The sequence below is a fragment of the Ralstonia soli genome (assembly GCF_023955655.1).
Lineage (GTDB): Bacteria > Pseudomonadota > Gammaproteobacteria > Burkholderiales > Burkholderiaceae > Ralstonia > Ralstonia soli.
In genome coordinates, this window is the sequence record NZ_JAMXHT010000006.1 from 508,400 (window position 1) to 533,676 (window position 25,277).

At 63.5% G+C, this 25,277-nt stretch carries 21 protein-coding genes; 11 read left to right on the plus strand and 10 right to left on the minus strand.

Annotated elements, in window-relative coordinates:
* Positions 1-55: 55 nt before the first annotated feature.
* From NG900_RS18325 to yacG, 10 genes are all read left to right on the plus strand, one after another.
* Positions 56-1,462, plus strand: coding sequence for a nucleobase:cation symporter-2 family protein (locus tag NG900_RS18325; RefSeq protein ID WP_252682784.1), 1,407 nt, complete (start codon positions 56-58; stop codon positions 1,460-1,462).
* Positions 1,463-1,608: 146 nt separating this feature from the next.
* On the plus strand, positions 1,609-2,337 hold the full coding sequence (locus tag NG900_RS18330) for a maleate cis-trans isomerase family protein (protein ID WP_252682785.1): 729 nt from the start codon (positions 1,609-1,611) through the stop codon (positions 2,335-2,337).
* Positions 2,338-2,477: 140 nt separating this feature from the next.
* Positions 2,478-3,752, plus strand: coding sequence for an HlyC/CorC family transporter (locus NG900_RS18335; RefSeq protein WP_252682786.1), 1,275 nt, complete (start codon positions 2,478-2,480; stop codon positions 3,750-3,752).
* A 260-nt stretch (positions 3,753-4,012) separates the two neighbouring features.
* Entirely contained in the window at positions 4,013-5,740 is a 1,728-nt protein-coding gene (gene pilB, locus NG900_RS18340; RefSeq protein ID WP_252682787.1) for a type IV-A pilus assembly ATPase PilB, read from the plus strand.
* Between the two features lie 43 nt (positions 5,741-5,783).
* Positions 5,784-7,067 carry a type II secretion system F family protein gene (locus NG900_RS18345; RefSeq protein WP_252682788.1) on the plus strand — a complete coding sequence of 428 codons (1,284 nt, stop codon included), beginning with the start codon at positions 5,784-5,786 and terminating at the stop codon, positions 7,065-7,067.
* Positions 7,067-7,948 (plus strand): prepilin peptidase, encoded by an 882-nt coding sequence (locus NG900_RS18350; RefSeq protein ID WP_252682789.1) that lies wholly within the window; start codon positions 7,067-7,069, stop codon positions 7,946-7,948. The genes NG900_RS18345 and NG900_RS18350 overlap by 1 nt, the downstream gene beginning before the upstream one ends.
* Before the next feature lie 13 nt (positions 7,949-7,961).
* Positions 7,962-8,576, plus strand: coding sequence for a dephospho-CoA kinase (gene coaE / locus NG900_RS18355; RefSeq protein ID WP_252682790.1), 615 nt, complete (start codon positions 7,962-7,964; stop codon positions 8,574-8,576).
* A gap of 1,064 nt (positions 8,577-9,640) precedes the next feature.
* Positions 9,641-11,335, plus strand: coding sequence for a group II intron reverse transcriptase/maturase (gene ltrA / locus NG900_RS18360; RefSeq protein WP_252682791.1), 1,695 nt, complete (start codon positions 9,641-9,643; stop codon positions 11,333-11,335).
* A 138-nt stretch (positions 11,336-11,473) separates the two neighbouring features.
* The gene (zapD, locus tag NG900_RS18365) at positions 11,474-12,232 is read left to right on the plus strand and encodes a cell division protein ZapD (protein WP_252682792.1); all 759 of its coding nucleotides are present in this window, start codon (positions 11,474-11,476) and stop codon (positions 12,230-12,232) included.
* A gap of 8 nt (positions 12,233-12,240) precedes the next feature.
* Positions 12,241-12,444: a DNA gyrase inhibitor YacG gene (gene yacG / locus NG900_RS18370; RefSeq protein WP_252682793.1), complete on the plus strand. Its 204-nt coding sequence runs from the start codon at positions 12,241-12,243 to the stop codon at positions 12,442-12,444.
* Here the strand turns inward: yacG and NG900_RS18375 are convergent.
* From NG900_RS18375 to NG900_RS18395, 5 genes are all read right to left on the minus strand, one after another.
* Entirely contained in the window at positions 12,437-12,886 is a 450-nt protein-coding gene (locus tag NG900_RS18375; protein ID WP_252682794.1) for an NUDIX domain-containing protein, read from the minus strand. The genes yacG and NG900_RS18375 overlap by 8 nt on opposite strands.
* Entirely contained in the window at positions 12,876-13,760 is an 885-nt protein-coding gene (locus tag NG900_RS18380; RefSeq protein ID WP_252682795.1) for an ATP-binding protein, read from the minus strand. Before NG900_RS18380 ends, NG900_RS18375 begins: the two co-directional genes overlap by 11 nt.
* A 16-nt stretch (positions 13,761-13,776) precedes the next feature.
* Positions 13,777-15,006: a bifunctional glutamate N-acetyltransferase/amino-acid acetyltransferase ArgJ gene (gene argJ, locus NG900_RS18385; RefSeq protein ID WP_252682796.1), complete on the minus strand. Its 1,230-nt coding sequence runs from the start codon at positions 15,004-15,006 to the stop codon at positions 13,777-13,779.
* A 73-nt stretch (positions 15,007-15,079) separates the two neighbouring features.
* Positions 15,080-17,884, minus strand: coding sequence for a preprotein translocase subunit SecA (gene secA, locus NG900_RS18390; RefSeq protein ID WP_252682797.1), 2,805 nt, complete (start codon positions 17,882-17,884; stop codon positions 15,080-15,082).
* A gap of 250 nt (positions 17,885-18,134) precedes the next feature.
* A complete protein-coding gene (locus tag NG900_RS18395; protein WP_252682798.1) occupies positions 18,135-19,100 on the minus strand; it encodes a M23 family metallopeptidase in 966 nt (321 codons plus the stop codon).
* 68 nt (positions 19,101-19,168) lie between these two features.
* On the opposite strand from NG900_RS18395, the gene NG900_RS18400 reads away from it, so the two are divergent.
* Complete coding sequence (locus NG900_RS18400; RefSeq protein ID WP_252682799.1) at positions 19,169-19,678, plus strand: DciA family protein; 510 nt, start codon at positions 19,169-19,171, stop codon at positions 19,676-19,678.
* Between the two features lie 49 nt (positions 19,679-19,727).
* Here NG900_RS18400 and lpxC read toward each other — a convergent pair whose 3' ends face one another.
* The 5 genes from lpxC to NG900_RS18425 all read right to left on the minus strand — a co-directional run bounded on the left by lpxC (position 19,728) and on the right by NG900_RS18425 (position 25,263).
* Positions 19,728-20,645 carry a UDP-3-O-acyl-N-acetylglucosamine deacetylase gene (gene lpxC / locus NG900_RS18405; RefSeq protein ID WP_252682800.1) on the minus strand — a complete coding sequence of 306 codons (918 nt, stop codon included), beginning with the start codon at positions 20,643-20,645 and terminating at the stop codon, positions 19,728-19,730.
* 245 nt (positions 20,646-20,890) lie between these two features.
* Entirely contained in the window at positions 20,891-21,391 is a 501-nt protein-coding gene (locus tag NG900_RS18410) for a peroxiredoxin (protein ID WP_252682801.1), read from the minus strand.
* A gap of 391 nt (positions 21,392-21,782) precedes the next feature.
* The gene (gene ftsZ / locus NG900_RS18415; protein ID WP_124383891.1) at positions 21,783-22,982 is read right to left on the minus strand and encodes a cell division protein FtsZ; all 1,200 of its coding nucleotides are present in this window, start codon (positions 22,980-22,982) and stop codon (positions 21,783-21,785) included.
* A 140-nt stretch (positions 22,983-23,122) separates the two neighbouring features.
* The gene (gene ftsA / locus NG900_RS18420; RefSeq protein WP_252682802.1) at positions 23,123-24,355 is read right to left on the minus strand and encodes a cell division protein FtsA; all 1,233 of its coding nucleotides are present in this window, start codon (positions 24,353-24,355) and stop codon (positions 23,123-23,125) included.
* Positions 24,352-25,263, minus strand: coding sequence for a cell division protein FtsQ/DivIB (locus NG900_RS18425; RefSeq protein ID WP_252682803.1), 912 nt, complete (start codon positions 25,261-25,263; stop codon positions 24,352-24,354). The genes ftsA and NG900_RS18425 overlap by 4 nt, the downstream gene beginning before the upstream one ends.
* Positions 25,264-25,277 lie beyond the last annotated feature (14 nt).

Consider the following 25,277-nt stretch of genomic DNA (forward strand, 5'->3'; position numbering starts at 1 on the left):
ACCCTAGCCGGTGCAACACCGAAGACACCGGCAGAGACAAGCAAGGAGACAAACGATGACTGCAACGCACGATCCCGTGCACCGCGAGGTCGCGCCCGTCGACCGGGTGCCCCAGCCGGGCATGTTGCTCATGCTGGGGTTTCAGCACGTTCTGGTGATGTACGTGGGTGCGATCGCGGTGCCGATGATCATCGCCAGCGCGCTCAAGCTGCCCAAGGAAGCGATCGCCGTGCTGATCAACGCTGACCTGTTCACCTGCGGACTCGCCACCATCCTGCAGTCGGCCGGACTCTGGCGCTTCGGCGTGCGCATGCCGATCATGCAGGGCGTTGCGTTCAGCGCGATTCCGCCGATCCTGGTCATCGCGACCAATCCGTCGCTAGGCCTGCCCGCCGTCATCGGGGCCGTCATGGCGGGCGGCGCCGTGACGGTGTTGATTTCGCCCGTGTTCGGCAAGCTCGTCAGGTTCTTCCCGCCCATCGTCGGCGGATCCATCGTGATGGTCGTCGGCCTGTCGCTGTTTCCGATCGGCGTGAACTGGGTGGGCGGCGGCAAGGGCGCGCCCAATTTCGGCGCTCCGGAAAACCTGGCCCTGGCCGCGTTTGTCTTTGTGCTGATCCTGGTCATCAACCGCTGGCTCAAAGGCTTCTGGTCCAACGTGTCGGTCTTGCTGGCGCTGGCTGCGGGCATGCTGGTGGCGATTCCGCTGGGCATGGTCGATTTCCACGGCGTGGCGCAAGCGCCCATGGTCGACATGATCCGTCCGTTCTATTTCGGCGTGCCGGTCTTTGATGTCACCGCAATCCTGACCATCGTGGTCGTGATGGTGATCATCATGATCGAGTCGATGGGCCTGTTCCTGGCCACGAGCGACATCGTCAACAAGCCGCTGACCACGCGCGACATGTCGGACGGCCTGCGTGCCAACGGCCTGGCCAGCGTGATCGGCGGCATCTTCAACGGCTTCCCGTACACGATCTACAGCCAGAACATCGGCCTGCTGGTCGTCACCGGCGTGAAGAGCCGGTGGGTGGCCGTGGCAGCGGGCGTCATCCTCTGCGGGCTGGGCCTGCTGCCGAAGCTGGCCACCATTGTGGCGTCGGTGCCGCTGGCGGCGCTGGGCGGTGCGGGGCTCTTCATGTTCGGGGTCGTGACGGCCGCAGGCGTACGCACGCTGTCGCGGGTCGACTTCGATACGAGCCGGCGCAATGTCTACATCGTTGCGGCCACCCTGGCGATCTCGTTGCTGCCAACCTACTCGCCGGCCCTCTTCAAGGCGCTGCCTGGCTGGGTACAGCCCCTGCTCCACAGCAGCATTCTGCTGTCGTGCATCACCTCGGTCGGGTTGAACCTGCTCTTCAACGGTATCCCGCGTGAAGACGCACACGGGGCACACGGGGCACACGAGGCGCACGGCCAGGCCGAAGCGCAAAGCATGGCCGCACGGCCCGTCAGCCCGTAAGGAATAGCGCGGCTCGCCCGCACGGGCAAGAAAGCAGGCGAGCCACTGACCGGTGTCTCCTGTGCTCTAGCGCTGTATCCGGTGAGCACATTCCGGCCCTCCTTGGCGGGGGCTCTTTTCAAACCTTCCAATTCGAGCACATCAGCGTGAGCAAACGAACCCGACTCGGCATGTTGACGCCGTCATCCAATACGGCACTTGAACCCATCACCAGCGCCATGGTGGCTGCGCTGCCCAACGTCAGCGCCCACTTTGCGAGATTCACCGTGACGGAGATCTCACTGCGCGATCAGGCGCTGGGCCAATTCGACACGAGCAAGATCATCGCGGCCGCCAAGCTTCTGGCCGATGCGCGTGTCGACGTGATCGCCTGGAACGGCACGTCCGCCGGCTGGCTGGGCTTCGAGAATGACGAGGCCCTGTGCCGGCAGATCACCGAGGCCACCGGCATTCCGGCGACCACCTCCGTACTTGCACTCAACGAGATCCTCGACAGGACCGACGCCCGCCGCTTTGCCCTGGCCACACCGTACCTGAGTGACGTACAGGAACGCATTGTTCGCAATTACGCCCGCAGCGGCTTCGATTGCTTCGCAGAGCGCCACCTTGAACTCCATGAGAACTTCGCTTTCGCGGAGGTGAACGAAGAGGTGATCCGCAAGATGGTGCGTGAGCTTGCCGCCGCGGCGCCGCAAGCAATCACCACGTTCTGCACGAACCTGCACGCGGCTCCGCTGGTAGAACAGCTGGAAGCCGAGACCGGGATTCCGATCTACGACACGATCTCCACCGTGGTGTGGAAATCCCTGCGCATGGCAGACGTGGATACCAGCGGAATGCGCGGCTGGGGGCGCCTGTTTCGGGAGCTGGACTGAGCCGAAAAAAGTGACCCGTGCGGCACAAAATTCCAGTGGCGCCGCACAGCCTTTTCGGCGGACCTCTTCACCGGCTGGCAGCGCGGAGGCGACAAACCCCTCTGTTATAGTGGGTGCTTCGTCGCCCTTCCTTTCCTGCCTTGGACTCTTGGCCGCTCTGGGCACAAATCGGCGCCGTCGTGCTGCTGTTGTGCTCCTCCGCCTTCTTCTCGATTTCCGAAACCGCGATGATGGCACTCAACCGCCATCGCCTGCGCCATCTCGCCAAGTCCAACGTCTCGGGCGCACGCAATACGCAGCAACTGCTCGGCCAGACCGACAAGCTGCTCTCGCTCATCCTGATCGGCAACAACCTCATCAACACTGCCGTACCGGTGCTGATCACCACCCTGGCGATCCACTACTTCGGCAACAACGGCACCACGCTGTCGATCGCCACGGCCATCGTCGCGTTTCTCATCATCGTGTTCGCCGAGATCGCCCCGAAGATCGTGGGTGCGACGTACCCCGAGCGCGTCGCCTTTCCGGCCAGCTTCATCATCAAGCCGTTGATGAAGATCTCGACGCCGCTGGTGGTGGTGGTCAACGCCTTTGCCATGGGGGTGCTACGGCTGGTGCGCATCAATACGAAGGCGGCGCCGGAGCAGCGCATGTCCACCGAAGAGCTCCGCACGCTGGTGCTGGAATCGGGCAACTTCATCCCGCACAAGCACCGCAGCATCCTGCTCAACCTGTTCGACCTGGACGCCATCACCGTGGACGACGTGATGACGCCGCGCGCACGGGTGGAATCACTCGACCTGTCGCGTCCGATTGACGAGGTGATCCAGCAGTTGGAGACCTGCTATCACAACAAGCTGCCCGTGTTCGAGCAGGACAGCGACCAGGTGCTTGGCATCCTGCACGTGCGCAAGGTGCTGTCGCTGCTGGGCGACACCGAGCTCACCCACGACGACTTTCGTGGCCTGCTGGTCGAACCGTATTTCGTACCGAGCGGCACGCCGGTCTTCCGGCAGCTACAGTACTTTCAGGAAAACCGCCGCCGCATCGGCCTGATCGTCAACGAATACGGCGACATGCTGGGCCTGGTGACGCTCGAAGACATCATCGAGGAGATGATCGGCGAGTTCACCACCACGCTGCCCAACGCCGGCAAGCTGGCCTGGGATGCCGAGGGCACCTATCTTGCGGATGCGGGGATGTCGCTGCGCGACCTGAACCGGCGCCTGGGCCTGAGCCTGCCGACCGACGGCCCCAAAACGCTCAACGGGCTGGTCCTCGAAGTGCTGGAAGAGATTCCCGAAGCGACGGTCAGCGTGAAGATCGCCGGGTGCGTGATGGACATTGTGCAGATGGATAACCAGTCGATCCGTACTGTCCGGCTGCATCGGCCGGCGTCAGGCAAGCGCAGCTGACGACACTCCTCGCGCAAAGCGCTTCAGCCGCGGGCATTTTTTGCCGATGTGGCACAAATGCAAGTTGCACGTTGGCGTGCGCTTTACAAAACGAGGGGCGGTCGGCAAACTGCCCCGGTTCCGGGCACCACCCCCCACGAATGGGTGGGGTACCGGCTGCAGAACATAAAACAACTCGCCTTGGGGGGCGGGCGCGCGTCAAGGCCGTGGGGCCTGGCACGCGCTGAACATGGTCAGCTTCTGCCTGACGGACTGGACTCATGACTCTCGGACTCGCTCTAGCGCAGAGCCGGCGGATCGCGCCGACGTTGCTCACCCAGCTCGAACAGAGCGCGCGCGAAAAGCGCACGCAGCTGATCGACGAGCTGGTGAGCAGCGGGATCATGAGTGCGCACGACCTGGCCGTGTTCGTGGCCGGCAAATACCAGATGCCGCTGCTGGACCTGGCGCAGTACAAGCTCGATACCGTCCCTGCCGTCCTGTCGGCCAACAAGCACTTCGCCCAGTTGCGCCTGCTGCCGCTGGGCCGCCGCGACAACCGCCTGATCCTGGCCACGTCAGACCCGAGCGACCCCAAGCCAATCGAAGAACTGCGCCAGAAGATGAACGTGGCGATCGAAACGGTCGTCGTGGAGCATGACAAGCTGGTGCGCCAGCTCAGCCTCGCGAACGAGGCGCCGGCCGAGATCAAATCGCTCTTCCCCAAGCAGGAAGCCACGCAGATCGAGTACGACCCAGGCGCTGCCGCCGCCACGCGCCGCACCACCCCGGACGGCATCGACGATGCCCCCGTGGTGCGCTTCCTGCAGAAGCTCTTTACCGAAGCCCTGCTGCGCGGCGCGTCCGACCTGCACTTCGAGCCATTTGAAACGTTTTACCGCGTGCGTTTCCGCATCGACGGCATCCTGGCGCAGGTCGCGCAGCCGCCGCTCGATATCCGCGACAAGATCGCCACCCGCATCAAGGTGCTTTCGCGCCTGGACATCTCTGAGAAGCGCGTGCCTCAGGACGGCCGCATGAAGCTGCTCATCACCGTCCCGAAAGACAAGAAGGACAAGGACAACAAGGAGATGGTCGAGCGCGCCATCGACTTCCGGGTGTCGACGCTGCCCACGCTGTTCGGCGAGAAGATCGTGATCCGGATCCTGGAGTCGTCCACCGAGCGCCTGGACATCGACCAGCTCGGCTACGAGCCCGAGCAGAAGCAATTGCTGCTCGACGTGATCAAGCGCCCGTACGGCATGGTGCTGGTCACGGGCCCGACCGGCTCGGGCAAGACGGTGTCGCTGTACACCTTCCTGAACAAGCTGAACCAGGGCGACATCAACATCTCCACGGCCGAAGACCCGGCGGAAATCCAGTTGCCCGGCATCAACCAGGTCAACGTGAACGACAAGGCGGGGCTGACCTTCGCGGCGGCGCTCAAGTCGTTCCTGCGGCAGGATCCGGACATCATCATGGTGGGCGAAATCCGGGATCTGGAAACGGCCGACATCTCGATCAAGGCCGCGCAGACCGGGCACCTGGTGTTCTCCACGCTGCACACCAACGATGCACCGACCACCCTCACCCGACTGATGAACATGGGGGTGGCACCGTTCAACATTGCGTCATCGGTGCTGATGATCACGGCACAGCGTCTGGCGCGCCGGCTGTGCAAGGACTGCAAGAAGCCGGGCCCGCTGCCCAAGGAAGCGCTGCTCGACGCCGGCTTCACCGAGGCCGACCTCGACGGCTCCTGGCAGCCGTATCACCCGGTCGGCTGCGAGACCTGCAACGGCAGCGGCTACAAGGGCCGGGTCGGCATCTACCAGGTCATGCCGATCACCGAAGCGATCCAGGAGATCATCCTCACGCACGGCACGGCGCTGCAGATTGCCGAGCAGGCGCGCCGCGAAGGCGTGCTGTCGCTGCGCGAATCGGGCCTGAAGAAAGTGAAGCAAGGGCTGACTTCCCTAGAGGAAGTGCTGGCCACAACGAACCAGTAATTTTCTCGAACATCGTTCCCGTACCGGGGGGTAGGAACCGACCATGGCTACACGAGCACCCGCCGCGCGACCGGCCTCAAAAAGCGCGGCCGCGCCCGATCGCAGGACCGGCAAGACCGCCGCCAAGAAGGCACCCACGCAGTACATCTTCGAGTGGGAGGGCAAGGACCGCAAGGGCAAGATCTTCAAGGGTGAGATGCGCGCGGAAAGCATCACCGAGGTCAACGCCGTCCTGCGCAAGCAGGGATTGTCGATTACTAAGTCCAAGCGCCGCCGCGCGGCCCGCGGCAAGAAGATCACGCCGAAGGACGTGGCGTACTTCACGCGCCAGCTCTCGACCATGCTCAAGGCCGGCGTGCCGCTGCTGCAGTCGATCGACATCATCGCGAAGGGCCATGCCAACCCGAACTTCACGCAACTGCTGACGGAAATCCGTGTCGACATCGAGTCGGGCAGCAGCATGGCAACCGCATTCCGCCGGCATCCGCAGTACTTCGACACGCTGTACTGCAACCTGATCGACGCAGGTGAACAGGGCGGTATTCTCGATGCCCTGCTCGAGCGCCTGTCGCTGTACATGGAAAAGTCGATCGCGCTGAAGGCGCAGATCAAGTCGGCCATGATCTACCCGATCTCGGTGCTGACGGTGGCCTTCCTGGTGACCGTGGTGCTGATGGTCTTCGTGGTGCCCTCGTTCAAGAGCGTGTTCTCCAGCTTCGGCGCCACGCTTCCGGCGCCCACGCTGGTCGTGATGGGCATCTCCGACTTCTTCGTGCAGTGGTGGTACATCATCGTCTTCGCACCGATGATCGCCATCATCCTGTTTGTGCGGGCGTTCAAACGGTCGCAGAACGTGCAGCGCTCCACGCATCGGTTCATCCTCAAGATGCCGATCTTCGGCGAGATCATCCGCAAGGCCACCATTGCCCGCTGGACGCGTACGCTGGCCACGATGTTCGCCGCCGGTACGCCGCTGGTGGAATCAATGGAATCGGTGGCGGGCGCAGCCGGCAACTGGGTCTACCACGATGCCACGCTGGAGATCCAGCAGGCCGTGCGCATCGGCACCAGCCTGACCAACGCCATGCAGGCCACGCACGTGTTCGACAACATGGTCCTGCAGATGACGCAGATCGGTGAAGAATCCGGCGCGCTGGACAACATGCTGCTCAAAGTGGCCGAATTCTACGAACGCGAAGTGGACGACGCCGTGGCCAATATCTCCACCCTGATCGAGCCGATCATCATCGTGATCTTGGGCGTGCTGATCGGGGGCATGGTGGTGGCGATGTATCTGCCGATCTTCAAGCTGGGTCAGGTGGTTTGATGCCGGAGCTGTTTGTGATTCCCACGCTGGCGCAACTGCCGGCGTGGTTTGTGATCGGGGCGGCGGGGCTGTTTGGCCTGCTGATCGGCAGCTTCCTCAACGTGGTGATCCACCGACTGCCGCGCATGATCGAGCGCGAGGAAGCCAACTACATCGCCGAGCTGCGCGAAGAGCCCCTGCCGCACCCCGACGCCTATAACCTGGTCGTGCCGCGCTCCGCATGCCCGTCGTGCGGCCACCAGATCAAGGCGATCGAGAACGTCCCCCTACTGAGCTGGCTGGCGCTGCGCGGGCGCTGCAGTGCCTGCAGAACGCCGATCTCCTGGCGCTACCCCGCCGTAGAACTGGTCACCGGCCTGCTGACCGCCGCGTGCCTGTGGCACTTCGGCCCGACCTGGGTGGCGGTGGCCTCAGCCGTGCTGCTGTGGTTCCTGATCGCCGGCACGATGATCGACGCCGACACCCAACTGCTGCCCGATGCCATCACCCAGCCGCTGCTCTGGCTTGGCCTGGGTGTGAACCTGTTCGGCATGTTCGCGCATCTGCACGACGCGGTGATCGGCGCGATGGGCGGCTACCTCTTCCTGTGGTCGATCTACTGGGCCTACAAGCTCCTGCGCGGCCGCGAAGGCATGGGCTACGGCGACTTCAAGCTGATGGCCGCGCTCGGTGCGTGGTTCGGCTGGCAGGCCCTGCCGCTGCTGGTGCTGCTGTCCTCGGTGGTCGGGCTGGTGTTCGGGCTCGTGCGCATCGCGCGCGGTGCCAAGAGCGAATCGCCGTTCTCGTTCGGTCCGTTCATTGCGGGCGCTGGCGTGATCGCCCTGCTGGCGGGCCCGCAGTTGGTCATGCTGACGGGGCTCGGGCCCATGGTCGCGCCATAAAGGATTTGCCAGCATGCGCGTGATCGGCCTGACCGGCGGCATCGGCAGCGGCAAAAGCTACGTGGCGGACCGCCTCGCCGAGCGCGGGGCGGCCGTCGTCGATACCGACGCCATCGCCCACGAAATCACCGCGCCGGGCGGCGCGGCCATCCCCAAGCTGGTCGAAACCTTCGGCGCCGGCATCCTGCGCCCCGACGGCGCCATGGACCGCGACGCCATGCGCGCCCTCGCCTTCTCCGACGCCACCGCCAAGACGCGGCTTGAGCAGATCACGCACCCGCTCATCCGCGAGATTGCGTTGTCGCGCGGCGCCGCAGCGCAGGCGTCGGGCATGCACGCGTACCTCGTCTACGTCGTCCCGTTGCTGGTGGAATCGCTCGGCGGCCACCAGAGCTGGCGCAACCTGGTCGACCGCATCTTGGTGGTGGACTGCCCGGTCGAGACGCAGATCGCGCGCGTGATGGCCCGCAACGGCCTGCCGCGCGCGCAGGTGGAGGCCATCATCGCGCGCCAGGCCTCGCGCGAGGCGCGCCTCGCCGCCGCCGACGACGTGATCGACAACAGCGGCACGCTGGCCGAACTCACGTCCCAGATCGACCGTCTGGACCCAACCTACCGGTCGAACTGAAACCCACTGAAAGCGACCGTCACAGCCCTTTGCATTGTGATGAGCGAGGGTCTCGCATAGAATGCGGGCAGATGTGCGACACGGCGCGCTCCGTGAAGAGGGTCAGGCCCTCTTAAAACAACCTGTTCGCCGGTCCAGGATGATGCCTCAGTTCTGGATGTTGGACGGCAGCGAGGCAATAAGACATGTAATGAAGCGACGGTTGGTGGGGTACTCCCACTCGCCATCGCACTGCAATGACCTGGTTACCATCAGGTCCCGCCCAGTCAGCGGCTTCACCTCCGCTGACTGCGGAGAGGAATGTTTGCAAGTTTCAGCGCCTCCCGGCGCTGCAACGCATTGCAACTGAGCAAAACCCGGAGCTCAAAGCTCTGCGCGTTATTGTTCAATCGGCCGCGCCCTCCCGGGCGTGCGCCGACAGCGAACCTGTCATACGACTGACAGTAGCCTAGGGAGACATGCGTCACTGGTAACGGTGGGGTATGAAGCTCTCCTGACAATGTAGCCCCCGCAAGGGTGTCATCGCGCCGTGAGGCGGGATGGCAGAGATCCCGAGCAGCAACGGGGTCGAGGAGCTAGGCTGGCTGGCATGAGCAACGTATGTGAACTACTGATAAACGCCGTCAGCATTAAGGTGCCAAAGCTGCTGTTAGGCATTAACCAAAATGGTGTGCGGTTGGCTATCCCGGTATCTGCTCGGGGTACGTCGTCAACGAACCGCCGGTGAAGAGGTAGGCTCTAACCCAGTCGTGTAACGCGCAGGGAACGTGGTAAGCCCGTATGGCTGCCCGAGCGCTGTTGGCTCGGGCAGGCGAACCGCAAGGAACGCTGTTGGCTGTGCGGGTATGGGAGGTTGGAAAAAGCGAATGCCGGACTGTAATGGTCCGGATAGGGGTTGGAACATCACCCCACGCGAAAGCGGGCAGACTTCCAACTGGTCTTTCGTCGCAAGACGGCTGACAGAAACTCGTGAATTGAAATTTCTTCCCTTGAGGGGCAACTCGTCCCTCAGGGGGCATGTTGTCTCTTGCTGTCGGGGAAGGTCCTCAACATAGGAGAGCAGCATGGAAGAATTGATCTGCGAAGATCAATCTGCGCTTTCCGGCGCACCGCAAAGCTGGACGACCATTCAATGGCGTCGAGTCGAGCGAAACGTTCGGGCAATGCAGATACGAATTGCGAAGGCAACACAGGAAGAGGATTGGCGCCGGGTGAAAGCCTTGCAACGGTCCTTGACCCGCTCGTTTAGCGCGAAAGCGCTGGCAGTACGACGAGTGACGGAGAACCAAGGCAAGCGAACGGCAGGCGTCGATCGCGAACTGTGGGACTCGCCTGAAGTCCGGTGGAAAGCCATCGGGCGGTTGAAACGCCGAGGGTATCGGCCCCTGCCGTTGCGGCGGGTCTATATCCCCAAGGCCAATGGGAAGGAGCGCCCACTAGGCATTCCGACCATGTTGGACCGAGCCATGCAGGCCCTGTACCTGCTGGCGCTGGAACCGGTGTCCGAAAGCACGAGCGATCCGAACTCATATGGGTTCCGGATCAATCGCTCCACAGCGGATGCCATGTCACAGCTGTTCGTCTCCTTGTCCAAAAAGGCTTCGTCCCAATGGGTGCTGGAGGCGGATATCAAAGGCTGTTTTGACCATATCAGCCATGACTGGCTGGAGCGCAATGTCCCGATGGACAAAGCAATCTTGCGGAAGTGGCTGAAGGCTGGCGTGGTATTTCAGGGCCAGTTTCAGGCGACCGAGGCTGGAACGCCGCAAGGGGGCATCATTTCCCCGACATTGGCGAACGTGGCATTGAACGGTTTGGAAAACCAACTGCTTGCGCATCTAAAGGCGACGCTGGGGGTGGTACGAACCAAGAAGCTGAAAGTGAATGTCGTGCGGTACGCGGACGATTTCGTGATCACCGGCAGTACGCCGGAGCTATTGGAAAACGAGATCAAACCGTGGGTGGAACAATTCCTTGCTGTACGAGGGTTGTCCCTATCCACGGAGAAAACGCGGATCGTCAACATTGCGGAAGGCTTCGACTTCCTCGGGTGGAATTTCCGGAAGTACTCGGGAAAACTGCTTATCAAACCAAGCAAAAAGAACGTGCGAACGTTCTACCGCAAGGTGAAGGAAGAAATCAGTGCCCATAAGCAGGTAAGGCAGGAGGACCTGATCCGACTGTTGAACCCGATACTACGAGGCTGGGCGCGGTATCACAGCCCCGTGGTAGCCAAGGCGACGTTCAACCGCCTGGAGCACGATATTTTCTGGGCTCTGTGGCAGTGGGCCAAGCGCCGCCACCCAAACAAATCCGCAGAATGGGTACGGAAAAAGTACTTCCCCCCGACGGTCGGACGAGGTTGGGTATTCGGAACCATGGTCGCGAACAGCGATAGCAAGCGGTGGATGGAGTTGTACTCGCTCGCGAGGACACCCATTGAACGCCACAAGAAGATCAAGGGAGATTACAACCCCTTCGACCCAGCGCAGGAGATGTATGGCGAGACCTTGCGTCAGGAGCGACTGCTGCAAAGCATGTCACACCGGAAGCAGTGGGTCAGGCTCTACGTCGACCAGCGGGGCTTGTGTGCGTTGTGTCGGTGCAAGATGACCAAGGAAACGGGGTGGCACGACCACCATATCGAGTACCGTGTACACGGTGGCTCAGACGTCCTAGGAAATCGCGTGCTGTTGCACCCGAACTGCCATGCCCAAGTGCATGCCAGCGGTATCAATGTTGTGAAACCGGCCCTATAATCGGGGCTTTGTAACGGCTTGAGCCGTATGCGGGGAAACTCGCACGTACGGTTCTTAGGGGGGGATGGGTCAGTGATGACCTGTCCCTACCCTCCCGAGGCCAAACGGGCCTCGTGCCAGCGAACCGGGCACCACGTTTTGATCCTGTACGAATATCCCTTCAACGAACGCATTCGGACGCTGCTGCGCCTTGAAGATCTGTTCGAGCGGCTGGATTTCTTTCTTGTGCAGGAACACCCGCTGCAGCATCACGTAGCGCTGACCACGCTGTTCGAGATCGTCGACGTGGCCGGCCGCGCCGACCTCAAATCCGACCTGCTGAAGGAACTCGATCGCCAGCGCCAGACGCTCACCGCGCTGCGCGCCAACCCGCAGATCGACCAGGACGCGCTCGACGCCGTCATCAGCGAGCTGGAAACCGCTTCGGGCAACCTCACCGCCACGCACGGCAAGGCCGGCCAGCTCATCGCCGACAACGAGTGGCTGACGAGCATCCGCAGCCGCGCCATCATCCCGGGCGGTACGTGTGAATTCGATCTGCCGGCGTATTTTGCATGGCAGCATCATCCGGCCGAGCGCCGCCGCGCCGACATCATCAAGTGGGCCCAGCCGCTCGTGCCGCTGCGCGATGCGACGATGATCGTGCTGCGCCTGCTGCGGGAGTCGGGCCAGAGTGGCAAGGTGATTGCTAACGCCGGTAGCTATCAGCAGATGCTGTCGGGCCGCGTCTACCAGCTCATGCAGGTGCGCCTGGATGAGTCGGCGCTCGGGTTCATCCCCGAGATCAGCGCCAACAAGTACATGCTCTGGGTGCGCTTCACCCAGCAGGATGGCGACCTGCGACCCAAGCCGGTTGATGCGGACATCCCGTTCCAGCTGAAGCTCTGCAACTTCTGAGCCTCACCATGACTGCAAAGACTGTCAAATGCCCGACCTGCGGCAAGCCGGTGCCTTGGGTACCGGAGAGCCGCTACCGACCGTTCTGCTCCGAGCGCTGCAAGCAGATCGACCTCGGCGCCTGGGCCGCCGAGCAGTACACCATCCCCGTGGTGGAAGACGACGACCTGCCTGACGCGCCGGGCAACGACACGAGCGGCAAGCTCAACTAGCCGTCGCTTCCTCGCGCATCCATTCGAACACCGGCAGCGTCGCCGGCAGCACCGGGTCGACGCTGATCGGCAGCGTCTGCCAGGCGAAGTCCTGGCCCTCCAGCGCACGCAACGTCCCGTCCCAGGCCGTGACCTTGCAGAAGTGCAGGCGCACGTAGGCGTGCGGGTAGTCGTGCTCGATGGTGTGCCACGGCACGCAGGTGCGCAACGTGACATCCAGCTCTTCCTTCAGTTCACGCTTGAGCGCAGCTTCCACCGATTCGCCCGCCTCCAGCTTGCCGCCGGGGAATTCCCAGAAGCCTGCATACGGCTTGCCCTCAGGGCGTTGCGCGAGCAGGAACTGGCCGTCCGGTTGCACCAGCACGCCCACGGCTACCTCGGTGATCTTGCGGCCGTCCGGCGTGTGCGTGGGAGGCACCTGCGTCAGGTTGTCAGTCGACATGCTGCCGCCCATGCTTGCCGCCCCAATCGCGGGCAAACTGCCACGCCACGCGCCCCGAACGCGAGCCGCGCTCCAGCGCCCAGACCAGCGCATCACCGCGTGCGGCGGCGATGTCCTCGTCGCTGCAGCCGAAGTGCTTGAGCCAGTGGCCGACGATGGTCAGGTATTCGTCCTGCTTGGGCGGGTAGAACGACAGCCACAGCCCAAAGCGCTCCGACAGCGAGATCTTCTCCTCCACCACTTCGCCCGGATGGATTTCGCCGTCCGAGGTGTGCTGGTAGGTCTCGTTGTCCTTCATGTATTCGGGCAGCAGGTGGCGCCGGTTGGACGTGGCATAGATCAACACGTTGTCCGACTGCGTCGCGACCGAGCCATCGAGGGCCGACTTCAGCGCCTTGTAGCCCGACTCGCCCTCTTCGAACGACAGGTCGTCGCAGAAGATCGCAAAGCGCTCGGGGCGCTGCGAGAGTTGCTCGACGATGTCGCCCAGGTCCGCCAGGTCATCCTTGTCAACTTCGACCAGGCGCAGGCCGTCCTTCACGAATGCGTTCAGGCAGGCCTTGATGAGCGACGACTTGCCGGTGCCGCGCGCGCCCGTGAGCAGCACGTTGTTGGCCGGCAGCTTGTTCACGAACTGGCGCGTGTTGGCGACGATGGCGTCTTTTTGGCGCTCGATGTTGTGCAGGTCGCTCAGATGAATCGGCGGCAGCTGGCGGATCGGCGCGAGATAGCCGATGTTGCCGAACAGGCTCTGGCGCTTGCGCCAGCGGAAGGCAACGGCCTCGTTCCAGTCGGCTTCGGTCAGCTCAGAGGGCAACCACTGCTCAAGCCGCCCCAGGAAACGGTCGAGCCGTGCGGAAAGATCGGATGACATGGCAGCCGGTTCCCGATTACGAGCGGTAATCCGCGTTGATCGACACGTAGTCGTGCGAGAAGTCGCACGTCCACACGGTAGCGGTGGCGTCGCCACGGCCCAGCGCAATGCGTACGGTGATCTCGGCCTGCTTCATCACGCGCTGGCCGTCTTCTTCGCGGTAATCGGGGTTGCGGCCGCCATCGCGCGCGACCCACACATCGTCGAGCCACAGGTTGACGCCGCTCACGTCGAGGTCCGTCACGCCGGCATAGCCGACGGCGGCCAGGATACGGCCCAGGTTGGGGTCCGATGCGTAGAACGCGGTCTTGACCAGCGGCGAGTGCGCGACCGCATAGGCGATCTGGCGGCACTCCTCCACGTTGCGGCCGCCTTCCACTTGGATGGCCATGAACTTGGTCGCGCCCTCGCCGTCTCGCACGATCTTCTGTGCGAGGTCTTGTGCGAGGCCGGTCAACGCATCGCGCAGTGCGGCGTAGTCCGGGTGCGACTCGGAATCGATGCGCGGCGTACCGGCGCGGCCGGTGGCGATGACGACGAACGAGTCGTTGGTCGACGTATCGCCGTCGACCGTCACGCTGTTGAACGAGTGGTCGGCCGCGTAGCGCACGAGGCCTTGCAGCACCGCTTCGTCCACGTTGGCATCCGTGGCGATGAAGCCGAGCATCGTCGCCATATTCGGGCGGATCATGCCCGCGCCCTTGCTGATGCCGGACATGCGCACGGTCTTGCCCGACAGCGTGCACGTGGCCGATGCGGCCTTGGGCACGGTGTCGGTGGTCATAATGGCTTCGGCGGCGGCCAGCCAGTTGTCCGGCTTGGCGTTGGCCTGCGCAGCCGGCAGCCCGGCGATGATGCGGTCGACCGGCAGCGGTTCCAGAATCACGCCCGTGGAGAACGGCAGCACCTGCTCCGCCGACACGCCCAGCAGCTTGGCCACTGCATCGCAAGTCTGGCGTGCGTGTGCGAGGCCCGGTGCGCCCGTGCCTGCATTGGCGTTGCCCGTGTTCACGATGATGGCGCGTGCGCCTTTACCGCTCGCCAGATGCTCGCGGCACACCTGCACCGGTGCGGCGCAGAAGCGGTTCTGCGTAAACACGCCGGCCACGCTCGAACCCTCGGCGATGCGGACCAGCAGCACGTCCTTGCGATTGGCCTTGCGGACACCGGCCTCGGCCCAGCCAAGATCCACGCCGTCGATCGGCAACAGGGAGTCAGCGGCGGGCGCGACGAGATTCACAGCCATGGAGCACACCTTTCAAATGAGGATGCCCGCAGTGCGGGCATCGTGAATCAACAGAAAACGAGACGAAGCAGCGTCAGGCCAGCTTGCCGTGGCACTGCTTGTACTTCTTGCCCGAGCCGCACGGGCACGGGTCATTGCGGCCGACCTTGGGCACTTCGCCGGCCAGCGCCGCCGCAGCAGCCGATGCCGCCGAACGGTGGGCCGGCATACCCGGTTCTGCCCCGTGAATCTCGGCATCGCCCGCGGCCACTTCCGCCAGTTCGTTGAACTCGTCGTGCTTGTACTGCACGTTGCTCAGTGCAGACAGATCCTCTTCGATCTGCTCGGAAGCCTGTTCCAACTCTTCCTGCGACTGGATACGCACGGTGAAGACGATACGCGTGACTTCGTTGCGGATCGTATCGAGCAGGCGACCGAACAGTTCGAACGATTCGCGCTTGTATTCCTGCTTCGGGTCCTTCTGCGCATAGCCGCGCAGGTGGATGCCCTGACGCAGCATGTCGAGCGCGGCCAGGTGTTCGCGCCAGTGCGTATCGAGGCTCTGCAGCATCACCGAACGCTCGAAGCCGGCAAACGACTCGCGGCCGACCTGTGCGACCTTGCCTTCGTACACAGCTTCAGCGGCGTCCAGCACCATCTTCAGCAGCTCCTCGTCCTCGATGGACTCGGCGGACTCGAGCGTCTTCACCAGCGGCTGGTCGACACCCCAGTCGTCGCGCAGCGTCTTCTCCAGACCGGCGACGTCCCACTGCTCTTCCATGGTCTCGGCCGGCACGTAGGTGCGGAACAGCTCGGTGAACACGGATTCGCGCAGGTTCTTGACCAGATCGCCCACGTCCTGCGCTTCGAGAATCTCGTTACGCAGCTTGTAGAGCTCCTTGCGCTGATCGTTGGAGACGTCGTCGTACTGCAGCAGTTGCTTGCGGATGTCGAAGTTGCGACCTTCGACCTTGCGCTGGGCCGACTCAATCGAACGCGTGACAATACCGGCTTCGATCGGCTCGCCTTCGGGCATCTTCAGGCGGTCCATGATGGCGCGCACGCGATCGCCCGCGAAGATGCGCAGCAACTGGTCGTCCAGCGACAGGTAGAAGCGCGACGAACCCGGGTCACCCTGACGACCGGCACGGCCACGCAGTTGGTTGTCGATCCGGCGCGACTCATGGCGCTCGGTGCCGACGATATGCAGACCGCCTGCGGCCTTCACCTGCTCGTGCAGCGACTGCCATTCGTCCTGCAGTTGCTTCACGCGCGTCGCCTTCTCTTCATCCGAGAGCGACTCGTCGGCCATCACGAAACCGGCCTGCTTCTCCACATTGCCGCCCAGCACGATGTCGGTACCGCGACCGGCCATGTTGGTGGCGATGGTGATCGCCTTGGGCCGGCCCGCTTCCGCGATGATGGCGGCTTCGCGCTCGTGCTGCTTGGCGTTGAGCACCTGGTGCGGCAGTTTGGCCTGGTTCAGCAGGTTCGACAGCAGCTCGGAGTTTTCGATGGACGTCGTACCCACCAGCACCGGCTGGCCGCGCTCGTAGCAATCGCGAATGTCGCGAATGACCGCGTCGTAGCGCTCCTTGCCGGTCTTGTAGATCTGATCCTGCAAGTCCTTGCGCTGGGGCGGCCGGTTGGTCGGGATCACCACGGTTTCCAGCCCGTAGATTTCCTGGAATTCGTACGCTTCCGTATCCGCCGTGCCGGTCATGCCCGACAGCTTGTTGTACATGCGGAAGTAGTTCTGGAACGTGATGGTCGCCAGCGTCTGGTTTTCCTGCTGGATCTGCACGCCTTCCTTGGCTTCCACGGCCTGGTGCAGGCCATCGGACCAACGGCGGCCCGACATCAGGCGGCCGGTGAATTCATCGACGATCACCACTTCGCCGTTCTGCACCACGTAGTGCTGATCGCGGAAGAACAGGCTGTGCGCGCGCAGGGCGGCGTACAGGTGGTGCATCAGCGTGATGTTCTGCGGCGCGTAGAGCGATTCGCCCTCGCCGATCAGGCCCGCTTGCAGCAGGATCTGCTCGGCCTTCTCGTGGCCCGATTCGGTCAGGTAGACCTGGTGCGATTTCTCGTCGACATAGTAGTCGCCCGGCTTCTCGACGCCCGTGCCGTCGGACTTCTCTTCGCCGATCTGGCGCGTGAGCTGCGCCGGAATGCCGTTCATGCGGCGGTACAGATCGGTGTGGTCTTCGGCCTGGCCGGAGATGATCAGCGGCGTGCGTGCTTCGTCGATCAGGATCGAGTCCACCTCGTCGACGATGGCGTAGTTCAGCGGACGCTGCACGCGCTGGCCGGCGTCGTACACCATGTTGTCGCGCAGGTAGTCGAAGCCGAACTCGTTGTTGGTCCCGTAGGTGATGTCCGACGCGTAAGCAGTCTGCTTCTGGTCGTGATCCATGGTGGTCAGGTTGACCCCCACCGACAGGCCCAGCCAGTTGTAGAGCTTGCCCATCCACTCGGCATCGCGCTGCGCGAGGTAGTCGTTGACCGTCACCACGTGCACGCCCTGGCCGGAGATGGCGTTCAGGTAGACCGCCAGCGTAGCGGTCAGCGTCTTGCCTTCACCGGTGCGCATTTCGGCGATCTTGCCGTCGTGCAGCACCATGCCGCCGATGAGCTGCACATCGAAATGCCGCATCTTCATCACGCGCTTGCTGGCCTCGCGGCACACGGCAAACGCTTCGGGCAGCAGCGCGTCGAGCGTCTCGCCATTGGCAAAGCGTTGGCGGAATTCTTCGGTCTTGGCCTGCAGCTCGGCATCGGACAGCGCTTCGAACTTCGGTTCGAGCGCGTTGATCTGCGCCACCTTGCGGCGGTACTGTTTGATCAGCCGTTCATTACGGCTGCCGAAAATCTTCTTGAGAAGGCCCGTGATCATCGATGGCTAGGGCCGGCGAGCCACCCGGAAAACGCTTCGCAAAAAACAGCGAAACACAGGCGGCGCAATGGCCCAGAAATAGGTTGGCGCAGGGTCGGCGCAAAGGCGGGAGTTTAGCATGTGCAAAACACCCGCTTGATGGCAGCGGCCCCGCCGGATGTGGCAGGAACGCTGCACTCTGGGCCGCAACAGGGCAGCCCGCACTCACGCCCAACTGGGGACGAGCGCCCCCGATTGCAACCCGGGCCGGTCAGTGGCCGGCAGCCGCCATGCCCTTGCCAAGATCAGCGGCCGCAACCTGCGGAGCGGCCGCCGTGTTAGCCGCCATCTTCGGCTGGCCGGCGCTCTCCAGGAAAGCCACCGGATTCTGCGGCACGTCGTTGACGTGCACCTCGAAGTGCAGATGCGGCCCCGTGGCGCGGCCGGTGCGGCCGATCAGCGCGATCCGCTGGCCCGCCTTGACGATGTCACCGATCTTCACGAACACCTTGGACGCGTGGGCATACCGCGTCTTCAGGCCGTTACCGTGGTCGATGTCGACCATGTTGCCGTAATCGCTGCGGTACTCGCTGGCCACCACTACGCCGCCTGCGGCCGCCACGATGGGCGTGCCAACCGGGCCGACGAAGTCCACGCCGTCATGCTGCGTGCGCCGGCCGGTGAACGGATCGATCCGCGCGCCGAAGCCCGACGAGTCGTAGCCCGTGGCGACCGGGCGCACGGTTGGCATCATCTTGGCGTGGATCTGGCGGTCCATCAGGGTGCTCTCGAGCACGCTGAGGTAGTCGTTGCGCTGGTCGGCCGAGCGCGTCAGACGGTTCAGTTCGGACTGGATCTCCGGCATCGACATGGGCCGCGAGAACGCACCCTCCGGCCCCCCGCGACCAGGCTGCGCCTTGAAGTCGAACTCGCGCGGCGACACGCCAGCAAGACCCGACACACGGGCACCGAGCGCGTCCAGGCGCACCATCTGCGCCTGCATTTCGCCGATGCGCGCGGCCATCAGGTTGAGGTTTTCGCGCGTAACACGCGGGTCTGTGCCGGCGGCTGCCGACGCGCTGGCGCCAGGCAGCAGCCCTTGCTTGGCCGCCAGCCACGTCCCGCCGACAGACAGGGCCGCCACAGCCAGCAGCGCTGCACCGATGCTGGCGAAAACGCCGCGCCGCGACAGGTGCACCGCGCCGGCCTTGCGCGGATGAATCAGGATGATCTGCATCGCTCTTTTCCGGACAAAAAAGCCGCCCGACGGCACGAAAGCGCAGTCAAGCGCCCTACAATGCCGGCATGCGAATCTTTGTTCATCCCGCTCTCAAGACGCCTGTGGCAAAACCCGTCCAAGACTGGCTCTCGGGTGCCGGCTCGGTCGGCCCGCTGATGCAGGCGGCCAGGCAATTGGCGTCGTTAGAAGCGGAGGTGTTGTCGCTGTTGCCGCCCGGCTTGGGCGGCGGCGTGGCCATCGGCGGCATCAAAAACGATGCGCGGGACAGCCGGGAAGCGACTCTGGTGTTGCTCGCCGCACATAGTGCGGCTGCGGCGCGCCTACGGCAGGTGGTACCCACCTTGCTAGAGCGTCTGCAGCGCCGGGGATCGCAGATTACCGCAATTCGTGTACGGGTACAACCGCAGGGCGGGAACGACAGTTTGTGGCCACAAGAGACCGAAAAGCCGCCTAAACGCGCCAAGATGACGGCAGTTGGACTCAACAGTCTGGCGGCGCTCGCCAACGAACTGCCCGATTCGCCACTCCGCCAGGCCTTGGCGGAGATGGTCGGGCGGCATATCGCACCCAAATGAAAAGCGCCCCACGGGGCGCTTTTTTCATGCGGACAACCGCGTCAGTCGATCACGAAAACGCCGGCTGGAGCTGCGGCAGAAACGCGCGCGGCGCCTCTTCCTGCTTGTCGAACGTCACAACCTCGTACGCCGTTTCGTCGGCCAACAGCGCGCGCAGCAGCGCGTTATTCAGGCCGTGCCCCGACTTGTGCGCCGTGTACGCGGCGATCAGCGGATGACCGACCACATACAGATCGCCGATCGCATCGAGGATCTTGTGGCGGACAAACTCATCGCCGTAGCGGAGTTCGTCGTTGTTCAGCATGCGGTGCTCGTCCAGCACGATGGCATTGTCGAGGCTGCCGCCGCGTGCCAGACCCACCTCACGCAGCATTTCGACTTCGTGCGCAAACCCGAAGGTACGCGCGCGGGCGATCTCGCGCGTGTAGCTGGTGTCGGCAAAGTCGATCTCGAACGTCTGGCCGGTCTTGTCGACAGCCGGATGGCGGAACTCGATCGTGAACGACAGCTTGAAGCCGAAGTACGGATCCAGGCGAGCGAGCTTGTCACCCTCGCGAATCTCCACCGGCTTGATCACGCGGATGAAGCGCTTGGCCGCGCCCTGCTCTTCGATACCCGCCGATTGCAGCAGAAACACGAACGAGGCAGCGCTGCCATCCATGATGGGGATTTCTTCGGCGTCGACATCCACATACAGGTTGTCGATACCGAGGCCCGCGCAAGCGGACATCAGGTGCTCGACAGTCGACACGCGAGCACCGTCCTTTTGCAGCACGGACGCCAGGCGGGTGTCGCCGATGGCGCTGGCGGTGGCGGGAATCTCGACGGCCGGGTCGAGGTCGACACGCGTGAAGACGATGCCGGTGCCTGCAGCAGCCGGGCGCAACGTCAACGTCACCTTGCGGCCCGAGTGCAACCCGATGCCGACGGTCTTGACGAGGGACTTGATGGTGCGTTGTTTCAACATGGCCGCCCTCAACTCACGAAATTTCTATGATTGTTTTTATCTATGCGGTCTGCATAGGTGATAACCCTAAGCATACCATTTTCACCCCCCTGCCTTCAAAACGACTTTTGTATCGGGATGTTAGGGGTGCACACACTCCGCTCAACCTTAACGCACGCAGATTCGGCGCCAGCGTCTCATCAGCCTAGAGGCGGGGCGGGATGGTGGGCGGTACTCCGCCATTTGGGGGATTTTCTGGCGTGCCGTCAAAGGCTCGCCAGAATCGATTCGGCACCGCTGACGACGAATTGCCCAGGCGCTTCCACCTGTAGCGCTGTTACCACACCGTCTTTCACGACCATGGCGTAGCGCTGCGAGCGCACACCCATGCCGCGCTTGGAAAGATCCTGCTCGAGCCCGAGCTTCGTCGTGAATTCCGCGCTGCCGTCGGCCAGCATGCGGACCTTGCCGTCGCTGCCCTGCGTGCGGGCCCAGGCACCCATCACAAAGGCGTCGTTGACGGACACGCACCAGATCTCGTCGACACCCTTGGCGCGCAGGTCGTCGTAGTGCGCGACGTAGCCGGGCACATGGCGCGCCGAGCAGGTCGGCGTGAACGCGCCTGGCAGGCCGAAAATGACGATTGTTTTGCCCTCGGCCAGATGCTGGACCGAGAAGGCGTTGGGGCCGAGCGCGCAGCCGTCCTTCTCCACTTCAAAGAACTCGTAGAGCGTCGCGTCGGGAAGCGGTTGACCAGGCTGGATCATGATCGTCAGGAAGCGTGTATGTGGATATCGCGATCATAGAACCTGCCGAACGACCTCGCAGCAGGTTCCGCAAAACGAGACCGCCCGCGTGAAGCAATCACGCGGGCGGTCTTGGGAGACAACCACATCAGGCCGCATTGGACGCAAGGCTCGCGCGCGGCACGACGAACGGACACACCCGCCGGGCGGGGTGAACCCTTCCGGGGAGGCGGCCAGAGGCCAACCTGCCCGGCGGCAACGACTGAGTCCGGTTCATCGTGCGCTGTCGACTGGCGAGCGGCGGGCCATCACACAACGGCGGTCACGGGAGGGGAGCCGTGAACCACGCGCGGCGTGCGGTGCCGCAGGCAGCCGGACGTGCGCAGCCCTTATCGAGCCAACGCGAGCCCGATCAGTCCGCCTGCTTGCGCAGGAATGCCGGAATGTCGTACGTGTCGACGCCCTTCTCTTGCAGCGCCGCCACGTGAGCCGATGCCGACTCACGCGAGCTGCGCCACACGGCCGGGGTGTCGAAGTTGCTGTAGTCCGGTGCAGCGGCCATCGAATGGCTGGCGCCACCGCCAAAGGCCACAGGCTGGTTGTCGGTACCGGTCTTCAGCAGCGTCATCGTCTGCTGCTGTTGTTGCTTGTTGCGGGCAGCGCGGCCCAGGCCCGTGGCCACCACGGTCACGCGCAGTGCGTCGCCCATGGCGTCGTCGTAGACCGTACCGAAGATGACGGTGGCATCTTCCGCGGCATAGCTGCGGATGGTGTTCATCACTTCCTTGGTCTCGGACAGCTTGAGCGAGCGGCTGGCCGTGATGTTGACCAGCACGCCGCGTGCGCCCGACAGATCCACGCCTTCCAGCAGCGGGCTTGCCACGGCTTGCTCGGCGGCCAGGCGTGCACGGTCGACGCCGGACACGGTGGCCGTACCCATCATCGCCTTGCCCTGTTCGCCCATCACGGTCTTCACGTCTTCAAAGTCGACGTTCACCAGACCGTCGACGTTGATGATTTCCGCGATGCCGGCCACGGCGTTGTGCAGCACGTCGTCGGCGCACTGGAAGCACTTGTCCATCTCGGCGTCGTCGCCCATGACTTCGAAGAGCTTCTCGTTGAGCACGACGATCAGCGAATCGACGTTGCCTTCCAGGTCATTTGCGCCATGCTCGCCGACCTTCGAGCGACGTGCGCCCTCGAAGTCGAACGGCTTGGAGACCACGCCCACGGTCAGGATGCCCATTTCCTTGGCGACCTGTGCGACCACCGGTGCGGCGCCCGTACCCGTGCCGCCGCCCATGCCGGCGGTGATGAAGACCATGTGCGCGCCGCGCAGTGCGTCGGCGATCTGCTCACGGGCTTCTTCTGCGCAGTGCTTGCCCACCTCAGGCTTGGCACCCGCGCCCAGGCCCGTGCTGCCCAGTTGCAGCACGCGCGAGGCGGTCGAGCGCTTGAGCGCCTGCGCATCGGTGTTCATGCAGATGAATTCCACGCCTTGTACGCCGCGGTTGATCATGTGCTGCACGGCGTTGCCGCCTGCACCACCGACGCCCACCACCTTGATGATGGTGCCGTCCTGCATTTCCGTTTCAATCATGTCGAAGTCCATCATTGCCTCCAGAAGTGATCAGTCCCAGACGATGCAGCCTCCCCGCCGCAACTCCTGGTTCCTGAACGAAAAACATCAAAACAAGAAACTCAACTTGCTCCCCCCAGGGAGCACATCGTCAACGTCCTGCACACGCGTGCTCAGAAGTTGCCGATGAACCATTCCTTCATGCGCGTCCAGATCTGCTTGGCGGATCCGGACTGCACAACCACCTTGCGACCGCGCATGCGTTGCACGCGACCTTCCTGCAGCAAGCCCATCACCGTCGCGTAACGCGGGCTCTTCACCACCTCGTGCAGGTTGCCGCGGTACTCGGGCACGCCCACACGCACGGGCTTGAGGAACATGTCTTCACCCAGTTCGACCATGCCCGGCATCATCGCGGTACCGCCAGTGAGGACCACGCCGCTACTGAGCAGTTCCTCATAACCGGATTCGCGCACCACCTGGTGCACGAGCGAGAACAGCTCTTCCACGCGCGGCTCGATCACGGCGGCCAGCGCCTGACGCGAAAGCGTGCGCGGACCGCGGTCGCCCACGCCCGGCACGTCGATCATCTCGTCCGGATCAGCCAGCACCTGCTTGGCGATGCCGTACTGAATCTTGATGTCTTCGGCGTCCGGCGTCGGCGTGCGCAGGGCCATGGCGACGTCGTTGGTGATCTGGTCGCCGGCGATGGGGATCACGGCCGTATGGCGGATCGCGCCTTCGCTGAAGATGGCGATGTCAGTCGTGCCGCTGCCGATGTCGACCAGCACCACGCCGAGTTCCTTTTCGTCTTCGGTCAGCACGGCCAGGCTCGATGCCAGCGGCTGCAGAATCAGGTCGTGCACTTCCAGCCCGCAGCGGCGCACGCACTTGACGATGTTCTGCGCCGCGCTCACCGCACCCGTCACGATGTGCACTTTCACCTCGAGGCGGATGCCGCTCATGCCGATCGGCTCGCGCACGTCTTCCTGGCCGTCGATGATGAATTCCTGCGTGAGGATGTGCAGGATCTGCTGATCGGTCGGAATGTTGACGGCCTTGGCGGTTTCGATCACGCGGGCCACATCGGTGGAAGTGACTTCCTTGTCCTTGATCGCCACCATGCCGCTCGAATTGAAGCTGCGGATATGGCTGCCCGCGATGCCCGTGAAGACCTCGCTGATCTTGCAGTCGGCCATCAGCTCCGCTTCTTCGAGCGCTTTCTGGATCGACTGGACGGTCGCCTCGATGTTGACGACCACGCCCTTCTTCAGCCCCTTCGATTCGGTCTGGCCCATGCCGATGACCTCGTAGGCGCCGTCAGGACGCAGCTCGGCCACCACCGCCACCACCTTGGAGGTGCCGATATCCAGCCCGACCAGAAGATCCTTGTATTCCTTGCTCATCGCGTTTTCTCTGTGCTTCGCGTTGCTTTGTTGTTGGCCACCGGCTTACCCCCCAGCGTGGCTTTCGGCTTTGCAGCACTGCTGGTGCCATTCGTGGTGCTTGGCAGCTTGCCCCCCTTGGCCAGCACCGCAGCCTGCGCATCGGTCAGGAAGCGCACACCCGCCGCACGAACCGCGAACCCGTTGGGGTAACGCAGATCGGCGTATTCAATTTGACCGCCCCAGCGCTTCGTCACCTCGGGCCACGCGCGTACAAAGCGGCGGGCACGCGCGGCCAGCGCGGTGCGGTCATCGTCATTCAGTTCGCGGCCCAGCTCGATGACCGTGCCGTTGGACAACCGCGCGCGCCAGGCGTAACGGTCGGTGAGTGTCACGCTCAGGGGCTCGGCATTCAACGGCTTGAACCACTCGGTCATGGTTTCCAGCTTGTCGACCACGTCCTGTTCGGTACCTTCGGGGCCGGCCAGCGCCACGAGATCGGTGTCGTCCTCCGCTTCCGCCAGATTGGCCACGAAGACCTCACCGTAGGTGTTGACCAACTTGCCGGAGTCGTTGCCGCCCCACGTGCCGAGCGCTTCATGTTCCTGCACTTCGACCAGCAACCCGTTGGGCCACACGCGGCGCACACTCGCACGCCGCACCCACGGCACCGACTCGAACGCGGCACGCGCATCATCCAGGTTCAGCGTGAAGAAGTTGCCGCGCAGCTTGACCAATGCGTTGGCTCGCAGGCTCGGCACATTCACGTGACGCAGTTCGCTGCCGGCCATCGGCATCACACGCACCTGCTGCAGCTGGAACATCGGTCGCTGCATCAGCCACATCGCCCCGACGCCCAGGCCGCCGAGCGCGAGCAGTGCATACAGCGCACTCGCGATGACGTTGAGGAGACGGGTGTTGTGCCACATAACGTTGTGCTATC

Excerpts from the sequence above, each read along its gene's own strand:
- NG900_RS18325 (WP_252682784.1), top strand. The coding sequence starts at position 56 with ATGACTGCAACGCACGATCCCGTGCACCGCGAGGTCGCGCCCGTCGAC.
- pilB (WP_252682787.1), top strand. The coding sequence starts at position 4,013 with ATGACTCTCGGACTCGCTCTAGCGCAGAGCCGGCGGATCGCGCCGACG.
- NG900_RS18345 (WP_252682788.1), top strand. The coding sequence starts at position 5,784 with ATGGCTACACGAGCACCCGCCGCGCGACCGGCCTCAAAAAGCGCGGCC.
- NG900_RS18350 (WP_252682789.1), top strand. The coding sequence starts at position 7,067 with ATGCCGGAGCTGTTTGTGATTCCCACGCTGGCGCAACTGCCGGCGTGG.
- coaE (WP_252682790.1), top strand. The coding sequence starts at position 7,962 with ATGCGCGTGATCGGCCTGACCGGCGGCATCGGCAGCGGCAAAAGCTAC.
- ltrA (WP_252682791.1), top strand. The coding sequence starts at position 9,641 with ATGGAAGAATTGATCTGCGAAGATCAATCTGCGCTTTCCGGCGCACCG.
- yacG (WP_252682793.1), top strand. The coding sequence starts at position 12,241 with ATGACTGCAAAGACTGTCAAATGCCCGACCTGCGGCAAGCCGGTGCCT.
- NG900_RS18375 (WP_252682794.1), bottom strand. The coding sequence starts at position 12,886 with ATGTCGACTGACAACCTGACGCAGGTGCCTCCCACGCACACGCCGGAC.
- NG900_RS18380 (WP_252682795.1), bottom strand. The coding sequence starts at position 13,760 with ATGTCATCCGATCTTTCCGCACGGCTCGACCGTTTCCTGGGGCGGCTT.
- argJ (WP_252682796.1), bottom strand. The coding sequence starts at position 15,006 with ATGGCTGTGAATCTCGTCGCGCCCGCCGCTGACTCCCTGTTGCCGATC.
- secA (WP_252682797.1), bottom strand. The coding sequence starts at position 17,884 with ATGATCACGGGCCTTCTCAAGAAGATTTTCGGCAGCCGTAATGAACGG.
- NG900_RS18395 (WP_252682798.1), bottom strand. The coding sequence starts at position 19,100 with ATGCAGATCATCCTGATTCATCCGCGCAAGGCCGGCGCGGTGCACCTG.
- NG900_RS18400 (WP_252682799.1), top strand. The coding sequence starts at position 19,169 with ATGCGAATCTTTGTTCATCCCGCTCTCAAGACGCCTGTGGCAAAACCC.
- lpxC (WP_252682800.1), bottom strand. The coding sequence starts at position 20,645 with ATGTTGAAACAACGCACCATCAAGTCCCTCGTCAAGACCGTCGGCATC.
- NG900_RS18410 (WP_252682801.1), bottom strand. The coding sequence starts at position 21,391 with ATGATCCAGCCTGGTCAACCGCTTCCCGACGCGACGCTCTACGAGTTC.
- ftsZ (WP_124383891.1), bottom strand. The coding sequence starts at position 22,982 with ATGGACTTCGACATGATTGAAACGGAAATGCAGGACGGCACCATCATC.
- ftsA (WP_252682802.1), bottom strand. The coding sequence starts at position 24,355 with ATGAGCAAGGAATACAAGGATCTTCTGGTCGGGCTGGATATCGGCACC.
- NG900_RS18425 (WP_252682803.1), bottom strand. The coding sequence starts at position 25,263 with ATGTGGCACAACACCCGTCTCCTCAACGTCATCGCGAGTGCGCTGTAT.